This is a genomic window from uncultured Campylobacter sp., from assembly GCF_947255105.1.
Lineage (GTDB): Bacteria > Campylobacterota > Campylobacteria > Campylobacterales > Campylobacteraceae > Campylobacter_B.
Genome location: NZ_CAMYFP010000001.1, coordinates 258,564 through 271,005, shown reverse-complemented (window position 1 = coordinate 271,005; position 12,442 = coordinate 258,564). Strand labels below are relative to the sequence as shown.

13 protein-coding genes are annotated in these 12,442 nt (G+C 35.8%); 2 read left to right on the top strand and 11 right to left on the bottom strand.

The window, feature by feature from the left end; translation table 11 throughout:
• Positions 1-55 precede the first annotated feature (55 nt).
• Together Q0X52_RS01455 and Q0X52_RS01450 are read right to left on the bottom strand one after the other, a co-directional pair.
• A complete protein-coding gene (locus Q0X52_RS01455) occupies positions 56-1,435 on the bottom strand; it encodes a M23 family metallopeptidase (protein WP_297573903.1) in 1,380 nt (459 codons plus the stop codon).
• 58 nt (positions 1,436-1,493) lie between these two features.
• Entirely contained in the window at positions 1,494-2,321 is an 828-nt protein-coding gene (locus tag Q0X52_RS01450) for a prephenate dehydrogenase (protein ID WP_297573900.1), read from the bottom strand.
• 83 nt (positions 2,322-2,404) lie between these two features.
• Between Q0X52_RS01450 and bamA the strand changes: the two genes are divergently transcribed.
• Positions 2,405-4,654, top strand: a complete 2,250-nt coding sequence (gene bamA, locus Q0X52_RS01445) for an outer membrane protein assembly factor BamA (RefSeq protein WP_297573897.1) — start codon at positions 2,405-2,407, stop codon at positions 4,652-4,654.
• Between the two features lie 475 nt (positions 4,655-5,129).
• Here bamA and Q0X52_RS01440 read toward each other — a convergent pair whose 3' ends face one another.
• From Q0X52_RS01440 to accD, 5 genes are read right to left on the bottom strand one after another with little or no spacing between them, the layout of a single operon-like run.
• Positions 5,130-6,113, bottom strand: a complete 984-nt coding sequence (locus tag Q0X52_RS01440; RefSeq protein WP_297573894.1) for a tRNA-dihydrouridine synthase — start codon at positions 6,111-6,113, stop codon at positions 5,130-5,132.
• The gene (locus Q0X52_RS01435; RefSeq protein ID WP_297573891.1) at positions 6,113-7,111 is read right to left on the bottom strand and encodes a LapA family protein; all 999 of its coding nucleotides are present in this window, start codon (positions 7,109-7,111) and stop codon (positions 6,113-6,115) included. Before Q0X52_RS01435 ends, Q0X52_RS01440 begins: the two co-directional genes overlap by 1 nt.
• A gap of 10 nt (positions 7,112-7,121) precedes the next feature.
• Positions 7,122-7,475, bottom strand: coding sequence for an RNA polymerase-binding protein DksA (dksA, locus tag Q0X52_RS01430; RefSeq protein WP_297573889.1), 354 nt, complete (start codon positions 7,473-7,475; stop codon positions 7,122-7,124).
• An 11-nt stretch (positions 7,476-7,486) separates the two neighbouring features.
• Complete coding sequence (locus tag Q0X52_RS01425) at positions 7,487-7,933, bottom strand: 23S rRNA (pseudouridine(1915)-N(3))-methyltransferase RlmH (protein ID WP_297573887.1); 447 nt, start codon at positions 7,931-7,933, stop codon at positions 7,487-7,489.
• On the bottom strand, positions 7,923-8,813 hold the full coding sequence (accD, locus tag Q0X52_RS01420; RefSeq protein ID WP_297573885.1) for an acetyl-CoA carboxylase, carboxyltransferase subunit beta: 891 nt from the start codon (positions 8,811-8,813) through the stop codon (positions 7,923-7,925). The genes Q0X52_RS01425 and accD overlap by 11 nt, the downstream gene beginning before the upstream one ends.
• 128 nt (positions 8,814-8,941) lie before the next feature.
• Here accD and recO point away from each other — a divergent pair, with 128 nt between their 5' ends.
• The gene (gene recO / locus Q0X52_RS01415) at positions 8,942-9,556 is read left to right on the top strand and encodes a recombination protein RecO (RefSeq protein WP_297573883.1); all 615 of its coding nucleotides are present in this window, start codon (positions 8,942-8,944) and stop codon (positions 9,554-9,556) included.
• Here the strand turns inward: recO and Q0X52_RS01410 are convergent.
• From Q0X52_RS01410 to Q0X52_RS01395, 4 genes are read right to left on the bottom strand one after another with little or no spacing between them, the layout of a single operon-like run.
• The gene (locus Q0X52_RS01410) at positions 9,537-10,226 is read right to left on the bottom strand and encodes a tRNA 2-thiocytidine biosynthesis TtcA family protein (protein ID WP_297573991.1); all 690 of its coding nucleotides are present in this window, start codon (positions 10,224-10,226) and stop codon (positions 9,537-9,539) included. The two genes, recO and Q0X52_RS01410, sit on opposite strands and share 20 nt — an antisense overlap.
• A gap of 50 nt (positions 10,227-10,276) precedes the next feature.
• Positions 10,277-10,963: a 5'-methylthioadenosine/adenosylhomocysteine nucleosidase gene (locus Q0X52_RS01405; RefSeq protein ID WP_297573881.1), complete on the bottom strand. Its 687-nt coding sequence runs from the start codon at positions 10,961-10,963 to the stop codon at positions 10,277-10,279.
• Positions 10,960-11,880: an ACP S-malonyltransferase gene (fabD, locus tag Q0X52_RS01400; RefSeq protein WP_297573879.1), complete on the bottom strand. Its 921-nt coding sequence runs from the start codon at positions 11,878-11,880 to the stop codon at positions 10,960-10,962. Before fabD ends, Q0X52_RS01405 begins: the two co-directional genes overlap by 4 nt.
• On the bottom strand, positions 11,880-12,434 hold the full coding sequence (locus Q0X52_RS01395) for an FKBP-type peptidyl-prolyl cis-trans isomerase (protein WP_297573877.1): 555 nt from the start codon (positions 12,432-12,434) through the stop codon (positions 11,880-11,882). Before Q0X52_RS01395 ends, fabD begins: the two co-directional genes overlap by 1 nt.
• Positions 12,435-12,442: the final 8 nt, after the last annotated feature.

Below are 12,442 nucleotides of genomic sequence, written 5' to 3'. Positions count from 1 at the left end.
TTAAAGCTTTTAAGTTTGTAATTTTATCTCTTTATAACTTTATAGTAGATAAAAATTATTTTGTTACATCAATAATCTCTTTGCCTCTTTTAAAGACCTTATAGATGTTCTCTTCCATCCATTTTTTATCCATCCACTCAAAAGGATTTACCTCATAACCTTGCACAATAACTCCAAAGTGTAGATGATCTCCAAAAGCAAGTCCGCTGTTGCCTGTCTTGCCAATAATATCGCCATCTTTAACATTATCTCCACTGCTTACTCCAATGGCGCTACAGTGTGCATATAGACTTGATATACCAAAGCCATGATAGACTAAAATGGTATTTCCATAGATGCCATTATCTCCTACAAATAGCACTTCGCCGTCGTTACTTATGGCAATATCTGCATTTACAAAACTTGCAACATCAAGCCCTAGATGCCAAGACTCGCTTACTGGTTTTTTGTTATATGTGTAGTAACGATGATCACCAAAACCAGCCACTACGCGCGAACCTCTCAAAGGCATAAATGGCGAGAGTTTGAAATTTGGATCTAAAGAACTCTCTTTTATAAAGCCACTTTTTTCTCTTATAAGCTCTTCGTTTTTAGCTCTTAAAGTCTCATTTACAAATTTAAAGCGCTCTGTTCCAACTAACGAAGATGGCTCTTTTGCATAAATTTCAACCAAGTCGCTTATCTTGCCATTTATGAAGCGGTCATTCAAAGCTATAGTTGAGTCTTTAAACTTTCTATTATCTACATAGTATCTTATCCGTCTTTTTGACTCATTGAGTGCCTTGTCTTTGGCAACTACATAGGCTGCGTAGCTATTTTTGTTGGCTGGCCATGCAACTATGGCAGCATAATATCCCTCTTTTACAAATGGTTTTACTTCAAATTTATCGCCGCTATCTGTCTGTATATAAAGCTCTTTTAAATGCTCATCACTAACACTAAAGACAACAGCTGCCGAGCCGCCTCTTTTGATGGAGTATGAGTTGGTAAGAAACTGTATCTTTGGTCTTTCATCATCTATAACTATCTTAAAAGAATCCTTTGTTTTATTGCCCATAAAAAAGTTCCAAAAACTAATATCTCTTACCTCAAAGGTTATTTTGTAGTCTAAATTTTTGTTTAAAATCATACTTTTTGGTAGAGCTATCTTTAGAATTTGATGAGTTGTAGAAGTTGTAGGTCGTATCTGTGAAAGCAGCTCTTTTTTGCCCTCTGTTTCTAAGTAGATAGCAATCTCTTTTATACCGCTATCATCGCTTATCTCAACTTCAAATGGATCTTGTAAATTCCAATAAACCTGCTCTTCAAGCCCTATTTTTGGTGGATTTTGCTCTAAATAAGGCGAGTTATAAAGATAGAAAATGCCAACGCAAATAGCACCAAGTAGAGCCAAAACAGCAAAAATTTTCAAACCAGATCTCTCATCTCTTCTCATATTCCCTCTTTTTTGTAATTTTTTAGATTATAGGCACTCTTAATAAACAGGCTATAAATCAAAGAATCTCACGTATCTTTCTAGCCTCTACAATCCAATCATTAAGCTCTTGCCACCTCTCCTCTTTTATGAGCTTTTCGCAAAACTCTAGCTCATTTTTAAAAATTGCAATAGAGCTTAAAACATTTTGTCTGTTTTGTTTAAAAATCTCACTCCACATAACAGGAGATGATTTGGAAATTCTACTCATATCAGAAAAGCTTCCTCCGGCTAAATTTATGATGTTTTTGGTATCTTCCTCTTTTAGGACACTATTTACCAAAGAAAAGCTAATAACGTGTGGAAGGTGGGAGATGAAAGCTGCGTGATGATCGTGATTTTGTGCATTCATAAAGACTATCTTCATGCCCGCATTTGAAAAGATTTCAATAGCTCTTTTTAGATGATATTTATCAGTTTTTTCATCTTCGCAGATAACAACTACGGCGTTTTTAAGTAGCTCTTTAAAGGCAGCTTTAGGACCTGAGTTTTCAGTTCCTGCCATTGGGTGTGCTGCTACTAAATTTGGTCTAATACAAGCTGGGCAACTTTTTAATATCTCCTCTTTTGTGCTTCCAAGATCTATGATAGTGCTGTTTTTGTCGATATCGGTTAGTTTTTGTAGTGTCTCTATGATAGCATCAACAGGAATTGCCAAAAAGATAATGTCGCACTTTTTTGCCTCTTGGAAAGTGACAATCTCTTCAACAAGCCCAAGCGAGAGAGCCAACTCTTCGTTTTGTTTGCTTATATCATAGCCAACTATATTATCTACCAACTTCATGCTTTTTAGTGAAAGTCCAAGTGAGCCACCAATCAATCCAAGACCAATAATTGCTATCTTCATTTTCTCTTTTAACCTTTGTAATTTTTATAATTTGTTAATTTTTTATGATATTATAGACAATTATTTTTATTTTAGGTAAGGGAATGGGTAGATTATTTCTATTTTTAACAATACTTTCTTCAATGCTTTTTGCAACAAAGATCAAATCAATAAATTTTACAGGTCTAAACCAACTATCGCCACTTAGTGCTATGGAGATAGCAAATTTAAAGGTTGGCGATGAGATAGACGACGAAAGAATTAATAGAGCCATCTTAAAGCTCTTTGCACAAGGTTACTTTAATAACGCCTATGTTGAAGAAAACAGTGGGCACTTAACTATCCATCTAAGCGAAAAACCAATTATTGCAAAGCTTGATATTGACGGTGTTGCCTCAAATGATAGAGATCATATGGAAAAGATAGTAGGTATCAACCAAGGTCAATTTTATGATGATTTTGCTGTCTCTTTGGCAAGAGATAGTATCAAAAACTACTATCAACAAAAAAGCTACTTTGACACAACTTCTGAGTTTAAAACAACAGCCCTAGATGATAAAAATAGCTCCATAAGAGTAAATGTAATTGTCAATAGAGGCGAAAATGTCCTTATCAAAAAGTTAAATTTCTTAGGAAGAAAGGTCTTTTCTTTTAGCAGACTTGAGTCAAATTTAGCAAACAAACAAAGAGAGTTATTTGGCTGGATGATAGGCTTTCACGATGGAAAACTAAAGCCATTTGAACTTGCAAAAGATATTGAAGCTATCAAAGAGGAGTATAGAAAAAAGGGCTATCTTGATGTAAATGTCTCAACTCCATACCTAAATGTCTATAGAGATAACTATACAGCAGAACTTACCTACTACATAGATGAGGGCGCTAGATACAAAGTAGAGAGTATCGATATAAAAGCGCCTGCCTTTTTGGAGCTAGACAAAAAGAAAATCATCTCCAAATTTAGACTAAAAAAGGGCAATTGGGCAAACATACAGCGCTTAAGACAAGATATCAATACACTTAGTTTTATTGTGGCTGATAAAGGCTATGCTTATGCACAAATCACTCCACACATCAGCCCTGTTGCTGGTAAAAACAGAGTAGAGATACTCTATGAAGTAGAACCTGGAGAGAAAATCTATATAAGAGATATCACTGTAATTGGCAATGAAAAAACCAAAGATAGAGTTGTAAGAAGAGAGTTTTACCTAACAGAGGGCGAGCTTTATAACAAAACAAACCTCACAGACTCCATAAATGCACTAAAAAGAACTGGCTATTTTGAAGATGTTGAGGTGGAGGAAAAGCCGGTCTCAAACACACAGATGGATCTCATAGCAAGGATCAAAGAGGCGCCAACTGGAAGTATAACTGGCGGTATAGGATATGGCAGTTCGGATGGATTTTTGATAAGTGCTGGAGTTAGTGAGAGAAATATTTTTGGTAGTGGAATGATAGGCGATCTTACAGTCGATAGAAGCAAACAGAGGCTAAATGGAAGTATTGGTCTTACAAATCCTAGAGTATTTGACTCAGAATATAGTCTAAGCGGAAGAGTTTATGCTCAAAAATATGACTGGAGGGATTATGAGGTCAACTCTTATGGTGGGCGAGTGACAGTTGGGCGAAAACTTGGAAGAGTTACTAACGGCTATATTAGCTATCTTTATGAAAAGTCCGATGTAAAGGGCGTTGATGCGTTTTATAAGGCAGCAGGATATAGAAATGGCAAAAACACCAAACACTCCATAGTACCACGAATAGTCTATAACACTACAGATGACTATCTAATGCCGCGTAGTGGAATGATAGTAGATGGCTCCTTTACCTACAATGGGCTTGGGGGAAGCATACAATACTCACAAGCAGATCTTGGCTTTAAGTGGTTTTTTGGCTTGAGAGAGTATATAGATTGGGATTTTATCTTTAGATATAGAGCTGATTTTGGCTATATTTTCAACGAAGATAGTAGCAAACTTCCTACAAACGAAAAGCTCTTTTTGGGTGGACTTGACACAATTAGAGGATATGAGGGCAGAAGCGTACCAAAAAAACTCTACTGCCTAGGACGTGCAGGTTGTAAATATGTAGATGTTGGTGGCAAACAGAGCTTCAACAACTCTTTTGAACTTAGCATTCCTATAATAGATAGGATAAAATTAAGAGGAATAGCCTACTACGACTATGGAATGATAGGCGAGAAGTCATTCACAGAAGAGAAAAGATCTAGCCTTGGAGCTGGCATAGAATGGATAACTCCTGTTGGAATGCTAAAGTTCTACTGGTCTAAACCGCTTAATTATAAAGAGTATGATGATATTAATAGATTTGAATTTACTATAGGACAGACCTTTTAATGGGCCCTAAAAGCAGTAGTTTAAGGTCTTAAATTTCAGAAGTGAGTGGCTCATTGAGAGTTTGAGTGGCTAGTTTTAATTCTTAAATTTCAATTAAAGAATAGCTCATTGAGAGTTTAAAGAGCTAATTTAAAGTCTTAAATTTGAAATTTAAATGTCTAATTCAAAGTCTTAAATTTCATAAGTGACTCATTGAGAATTTAAATTTCAAGTAAAAAATAACTCATCTGAAATTTGGGTGATTAGTTTAAGGTTTTAAATTTCAGAAACAAGTGGCTCATTTGAAATTTAAAAAGCTAAATTTGAGTAACTAATTCATAGTCTAAATTTCAATTAGAAATTTAAATATCTAATTCAAAGTCTTAAATTTCATAAGTGACTCATTGAGAGTTAAATGTCCGATTCATAATTTAAATTTCAATTAAAAATAGTTCGGTTGAAATTTAAATGCTTATAAAGAGCTAAATTTGAGCAGTTAGGTTAAAGTCTTAATTTCAGAAGCAGGTGGCTCATTGAGAGCTTGAGTGGCTAAATTTGCACTGCTAAAAAAGGAGTTAATTGCCTCTCTCAAACTCTTTTCATCTTGGATTTTGTTTATCTCATCTCTAAACAAAGCAGCGCCCTCAAGCCCTTTGGAGTAGCGATGTAGGTGTTTTCTAAAGATAGCAACGGCGCTTTTGCCATAGTATTTTAACATCTCATCATAGTGATATAAGATGATTTTATTTTTTAGCTCTTTGCTAACATTTTTACCATTTTTTATCTCATAGAAAATCCACGGTTGACCAATAGATGCCCGCCCAATCATAAGTCCATCGGCTTTTGTGTACTCTTTGACATAAGCGGCATTACTTTTGTCTATGTCGCCATTTGCTATGAGTTTTGTCTTGCAAAGCTCTTTTGCTATTTTTATGCACTCATAATCCACTTTAGAGCTATATCCGCCACTTCTTGTACGTGCATGCATACAGATGTAACTTAGCTCAAACTCATTGAGCGCTTCTATGATTTTATCTGGCTCTTTTTTGTCAAAACCTAGCCTAACTTTTACGCTTGTATATCTTTTGTTGGAGTATCTTTTGATGGTTTCTACCACTTTTTTTAACTTGTCATAGTTTAGAAGGAGTGCTGAACCAGCGCCCTGTTTAACTACCTTTGGCACGGGACAGCCGCAATTTAGATCAATACCATCGATACCATCAATCTCATTTAGAAGCAAAACTGCCCTTTTAATCATCTCTTCATCCCCGCCCATAATCTGGACGATATAAGGGGTTTCGCTACTATTTTTCTCTAGCATTTTTAAGGTTTTTTTGTTGCCAAGAGCAAGAGCATTTGCACTTATCATTTCGCTAGTTGTTACATCGCAACAAAACTTTTTCACAACACCTCTTAAAGCAATATCAGAATATCCTGCAAGAGGGGCTAGAAAAAGAGGGTTGGCGTTAAAGTCAATCATTAATAAAAATAAGAAATCGGAATGCTTTTGCCGCTATCTCTTAAAAAGAGAAGTGTTTTAAATTTATCGCACTCACTATCGCTGAAATTTACTATCTCTCTTAATTTGTCTATCATTCCAAACTCATATAAAAGATACATATAGGCCTCTTTTGCAAGCTCTTTTTCTGCTTTGAGTCTATCAAATATTGTTATTAGGTTGTCTGGCTCTATCTTTTTTGATAGCTCTTTTGCAAGCTCGATATACTGCTTAGCTTCAAATTTGCCTTGTAACATCAACAGATAGAGATCTTCTCTTGAGACTTCAAACTCTTTTTCGTCTAAATATCTTCTTATTACAAACAAAATATCCTCATCATTTGTCAAATTTAGCTCTTTTTTTATCTCCAAAAAGCTGCCTTTTTGTAAAAGTTGCCTACATGCCTTCTCTTTTAAGAGAGCATTTTGTAACTTTTTGTCATTTAAAAGCTCTTTGTAATAGTTCTCATCGCTCTTTAGTCTATTTAGCTCATTTGTTATATAAATTTTGCTCTCTTTTGAGATTTTAAGTTTTTTAAGATCAACATATTCGCCATTTTTTATCGCTTTTACAATCTCAACAGCCTCTTTTAATGGCGTCTCATCAATATTTGGCTCATAGTTAGTAGTCCATGGTGATAGAAATTTGGTAATCTTGCTTGGATTTTCAAAAAGATCGCTTTTAAAATCTTTATTGCTCTCAAAGCCCAACAATATCTCTCTTGCAAACTCATCATACAAAGAAGAGTCCCTTCTTATAGCTCTTCTTTGAAGATATAGCCCAAAACTATAGTATGAGATATGTATGATACTTACAACTGCATATATGAAAAGCGGTGCAATAAACCAGATAGCAATAGGCAAATTTAAACTAAGCCCAAAAAGCTTCATTTCAAAATTGCCACTTACATTCATAAAGACCAAAACTCCAATAACTCCTATATATATAATCGAATAGGCAATGAACTGTTTTATTTTCAAAATATTTCCTTTATTTGTTGTTTTTTTCAACTATCTCTTTGCAAGTTATGCAAAGTTTAGTGCTTGGATTGACCTTAAGTCTTGCTAAGGTTATCTCATCTTCGCACATCTCACACACCCCATATCGCCCGTCATCTATCCTTGAGAGTGCCTCATCTATCGCTTTTAATTCTGATTTTTGTTTTGCAGAGAGTGAGTATTCTAAATTTGAATCTGTATTGATACTTGCCACATCAAACTCATCACTTGAAGTAAGACCTTGAAGATCAATAAGATCTTTGCTAATGCCATCTAAATTTTTGATTATCTGCTCTCTTCTCTTTGTAAGTGTGATTTTTAACTCTTTTAATTCTTGCTTTGTCAAATATTATCCTTCTATTTGTGATATGGATGGTTAGCTCTTATGGTAAGAGCTCTATAAATTTGCTCATAAAGAACAAGTTTGGCAACTTTGTGCGCCATTGTTAATGGAGTTAGACTTATTATGCTATCTACCTTTTGTTTAAATTTGTCGCTAAGCCCATAAGCTCCACCTATAAAAAAATTTACTCTCTGTCTTGAGTCAAAAAGCTTTGCAAACTCAAAGCTATCCAATAATTTACCCTTTTCATCAAGAGCTATATTGTATCCATCGAGCTTATCTAAATAAAGCTCGTCATACATTGACTGTGCGCTATCTTTTGAGTTGGCTTTTTCAATCTTGTTATTATAAAGAGTAAAGTCAAAAAGAGTAGCAAAACGTCTAGACATCTGGATATACCTCTCTATCTCCTCTTTAAACTCACTCTCTTTTTTCTCAATACAATAGACCTTAATTTGCATTTTCTACTATATCTTCGCGCTCTTCTACCGGCTCTTTTTTATTATCACAAAGCAAATTTAAAATGTCTATTAGAAACTTTCTTTGCTTTGATCTCTCTACAATGCTATCTATCAAGCCATGCTCCAACAAAAACTCAGACCTTTGAAAGCCCTCTGGCAAATCAGCGCCGATAGTTTGCTTTATCACTCTTTGTCCCGCAAAACCAATAAGCGCACCTGGCTCTGCTATGATGATATCTCCAAGCCATGCAAAAGAGGCACTTACTCCGCCCATAGTTGGATCTGTTAAGATAGAAATATATGGTATTTTGGCATTTGAAAGCTCTTTAAGAGCTGCTGAAGTCTTGCTCATCTGCATCAAAGAGTAGGTGCTTTCCTGCATTCTAGCGCCACCGCTTGCACTTACTATGATGAGTGGCTCTTTTTTATCTATTGCTCGTTTTATGGCTCTTACTATTTTTTCTCCCTCTACAGAGGCAAGTGAGCCACCCATAAAGGCAAAGTCAAAGACAACAAGCTGTATTTTCCTACCGTCAAGTTCCCCTTCACCACTAATAACTGAGCTCTGTCTTCCTGTCTTTTCAAAACCCTCTTGAATTCTTTTCTTATATGACTTTTTATCGACAAATTTGAGTGGATCTACTGGCTCAAGATTGGTGTCACACTCTACAAAAGTCCCCTCATCGCATATAAGTTTAATTCTATTATCAGCGCTCAATCTTATGTGATAACCGCACTTTGGACAGACATTAAAACATGCCTCAACCTCTTTGTGATAGATAAGTGAGCTACATTTTGGACACTTAACCCAATGTTTTGGAGCTTCGCTTGGATCTGCTTGTTTTCTTCTAATCTTTGAAAAAATGTTACCGAAATTCATCCTCTCCCCCAAACAAAAATTATGAAATTATAGCTAATATTTTCTAATATTATAAGCAGTTGTTAAATTTCAACTCCATTTTTCTAGCTAAAAAGGTAGATTAAAAACAAAAATAGTATAATTTTTAAATGCAAGGATATATTTTAAGAGTTACAAAGGTAAGAGATGAGGACTGTATAGTCTCGATACTTACGCAAAATAGGCTAATAGATAGCTATAGATTTTATGGGGCGAGGCACTCAAGTATTTTGTTGGGGCATAAAATCGACTTTGAGCTGGAGCAAAATCCAAATTTTCTACCTAGATTAAGAGGTGTTATGCATCTTGGATTTGCTTGGCTACTAGATAGACAAAGAGAGCTTATATGGCAGGACTTCATAAAACTTCTGTATAGCCACTTAAAAGATGTTGAAAGTCTTGATGAGGGCTATTTTATCATCTTAGAAGAGGCTACAAAAAAACTATTTAAACAAAATCCAAAAAGAGTGATGGTTGAGTCTTATGTCAAACTCCTAGAGCTTGAGGGGCGACTTCATAAAAAACCAATTTGCTTTATCTGTGATAGAGAGATAGAGGGCGCTATTGCTCTTGCTAGAGCCTACTTGCCAGCACATGAGAGCTGTATAGATAAAAAGGGCCTCAAAAGACAAGATCTGCTCTATCTTTATGAGAACAAATCTAGCATAAATTTAGAAGATGAAGAGATAGAGTCACTCTATCTAACTATGCTTCAGGGACTTTAAAAAAGGTATCTAAGTGGATATTGTTAAAGGCGGCTTCTAGGCTTTTAAAGAGATTTGGGTTGTTGGTCTCTAAAGACTTTAACAGCTCTTTGGCGCTGTTTCTTGCGTGTGGATTTTTGTTGGGAAGTTTTTTGGCAGGACAAAACTCCTCGCTCATTAGTTTTAGGTTGTTTTTTTTAGCCCACTCAATTATCTGTCTTTCTCTAACCAAAATAAGCGGTCTAATAATCTCTACATCTCTACTTGAAAGATAAGTTGGTGCAAGTGTTCTAAGTGCGCCATTGTAGATAAAGTTCATAAAAAAACTCTCAGCTGCATCATCTAAATGATGGCCAATGGCTAGTTTATTAAATCCATTCTCTAGAGCATAACTATAAAGAAAGCCTCTTCTAAGGCGTGAGCAAAGACTACAAACAGATGAGTTTTCTCTAGCTTTTTCTTTGGATATCTCGTAAATTTTGCTTTCAATTATCTCATGAGCGATACCATGCTCTTTGCAATGCTCTATCAAAAAACTAAAGTCCTCACCAATGCCATAACTAAGAGTTACCGCCTTAAAACTCCACTTATATGGACTAACACTTTGAAAATGCTTTAGAATATGTGCTAGTAACAAGCTATCTTTTCCGCCACTCAAACCTAGCAAAATCCTATCGCCCTCTTTAAACATCTTATATTTGGCATTTGTTTGGCCAACTTTACGCAATATTTTCTTGCTTATCACAGATGTTCGACCATGTTGAGTATAAATTTAGCGCTTATCCTTGCTGATTCTTCCAAAAATGCATCAAAATCAATATGTGCATTATCTCCTGAGCTATCACTTATGCTTCGCAAGACAAAAAATGGAATCTTTAGTGCGTCACAAACTACAGCAACACTTGCTCCCTCCATCTCAACTGCACTTGCACCAAACATCTTTGAAAGCTTCTCTTTGTGATCTTTGTTGCAGATAAATTGATCGCCTGTAGCAACTATGCCGCTATCTAGCTTGATATCTAAATCTTTTGCAACATTTTTTGCAATTTTGTTTAGCTCATTTGAGCTTTTTACAAAAACAGCTCCACCTGGAACAAAGCCCAAAGGATGACCAAAAGCAGTGATATCAAGATCGTGCTGAACTAGCGATGATGCATAGATAAGATCTTTTATCTTTAGCTCTTTTTTGATAGCTCCCGCAACTCCTGTAAAAAGAAGTTTTTGGCATCCAAATTTTTCTATAAGTAAAGTTGCAGTTAAAGCGGCATTGACCTTGCCAATCTTTGAATAGGCAAGCACCAACTCTTTGCCACAATAGTTTGCAAAATAGAAATTGTTTTTGGCAAACTCCTCTTTTGTGTAGTTTTTGAGCGTAGCAAGTATAGGAGTAAGCTCTTCTTGCATCGCACTTAAGATTGCTATTTTCATAATTTTTTCAACTCGCTAACTGTCTGTTCTAGACTTTTTAAATCAACTATACTAAATGTTGGTTTTTTGGTAACTCTTCTGTTTATCCCCTTCAAAACTCCACTTCCAAACTCTACAAAGGCATCAACTCTATCTTCGTTATCCTCTATGGACTTTGCATATAAAACTGGGCTAGTTAATTGTTTTTTTAAAAGCTCTAGCGCCTCTTTTTTGTTATCATAAGGTTTGGCTGTGACATTGGAAATGACTGGATTAAAACTTTGGGCTATCTTAAATTTAAGTAGCGCATCATAAAGTTTAAGTGCGGCATCTTTTAGCAGTGGGCAGTGACTAATAACACTCATATCAAGCATCATCGCCTTTTTTGCACCCGCCTCTTTTAAGAGTGGCAAAAGAAGATCAAGGTTGCTCTTTTTGCCCGCCAAAACAATCTGTCCGTCGCAGTTGAAATTTGCAGCATAGACAAACTCTCTCTCTTTTATAATATCTTTAATTGCAAGGTCATCTAGTCCCAAAACAACCATCATGCCGTAGTCCTTGCCATCGCACTCTTCTTGCATAAATTTGCCTCTTAAATTTACAATCTTTAGCGCGTCAATGTAGCTAAATGCTCCACTAACACAAAGTGCACTAAACTCGCCAAGTGAGTGGCCTATGCAAAAAAGCGGATCAAACTCCAACTCCTCCATAAGCGCTTTGTAGCTCATAAGTGAGTTTAAAACAATTGCTGGTTGAGTAAATTCTGACTGGGATAACTTTTCGTTTGGGCGAAACAAAAGCTCGTTAAAGTCGATATCAAGCTCTTTTTTGGCATCATCTAACAACTTTTTTGAACTATTGAAATTTAGATAAAATTCCTCGCCCATTCCAATCTTTTGAGAACCTTGCCCTGGAAACAAAAAGGCAATTTTTAACATTAGTGATGACCTCCGCAACATTTGTGCTCATGCTCATGTTTGTCGTGCTGGCAACAATCATCTGCTTCGTGATCGCCACAACAACAACTATGTGCGCCCTCAACAACTCCACTTTCAATCTCATCTTTAGTTGCTGCTCTATTTTCTACAACTTTTACTTTAAATTCCATATTGACACCTGCAAATGGTGGATTAAAGTCGATAACTACATCATTATCTCTAATCTCTTTTACTATCACTCTTGCAGTGCTGCCATCTTCGCCCTCGCCCAAAAGCTCCATGCCCTCTGTTAAGTCAATGCCTGCAAACTGCTCTTTTTCAATAATTTTAACTGCATTTGGATCATATTCACCAACGCCTTCACTAGGAGTTATGTAAATAACTCTCTCTTCGCCATCTTTCAAACCTGCAACCTCATCTTCAAGTTTTTGCAAAACATGACCAAGACCGGTTATAAATTTGATAGGCTCAACATTGAAGTTACTCTCCAAAAGCTCGCCACTATCCTTGTCCTTAAGCTCATAATACATTGAGATTACTCTATTTTTAGACATGATTTTCT

Excerpts from the sequence above, each read along its gene's own strand:
- Q0X52_RS01455 (WP_297573903.1), bottom strand. The coding sequence starts at position 1,435 with ATGAGAAGAGATGAGAGATCTGGTTTGAAAATTTTTGCTGTTTTGGCT.
- Q0X52_RS01450 (WP_297573900.1), bottom strand. The coding sequence starts at position 2,321 with ATGAAGATAGCAATTATTGGTCTTGGATTGATTGGTGGCTCACTTGGA.
- bamA (WP_297573897.1), top strand. The coding sequence starts at position 2,405 with ATGGGTAGATTATTTCTATTTTTAACAATACTTTCTTCAATGCTTTTT.
- Q0X52_RS01440 (WP_297573894.1), bottom strand. The coding sequence starts at position 6,113 with ATGATTGACTTTAACGCCAACCCTCTTTTTCTAGCCCCTCTTGCAGGA.
- Q0X52_RS01425 (WP_297573887.1), bottom strand. The coding sequence starts at position 7,933 with ATGCAAATTAAGGTCTATTGTATTGAGAAAAAAGAGAGTGAGTTTAAA.
- accD (WP_297573885.1), bottom strand. The coding sequence starts at position 8,813 with ATGAATTTCGGTAACATTTTTTCAAAGATTAGAAGAAAACAAGCAGAT.
- recO (WP_297573883.1), top strand. The coding sequence starts at position 8,942 with ATGCAAGGATATATTTTAAGAGTTACAAAGGTAAGAGATGAGGACTGT.
- Q0X52_RS01410 (WP_297573991.1), bottom strand. The coding sequence starts at position 10,226 with ATGTTTAAAGAGGGCGATAGGATTTTGCTAGGTTTGAGTGGCGGAAAA.
- Q0X52_RS01405 (WP_297573881.1), bottom strand. The coding sequence starts at position 10,963 with ATGAAAATAGCAATCTTAAGTGCGATGCAAGAAGAGCTTACTCCTATA.
- fabD (WP_297573879.1), bottom strand. The coding sequence starts at position 11,880 with ATGTTAAAAATTGCCTTTTTGTTTCCAGGGCAAGGTTCTCAAAAGATT.
- Q0X52_RS01395 (WP_297573877.1), bottom strand. The coding sequence starts at position 12,434 with ATGTCTAAAAATAGAGTAATCTCAATGTATTATGAGCTTAAGGACAAG.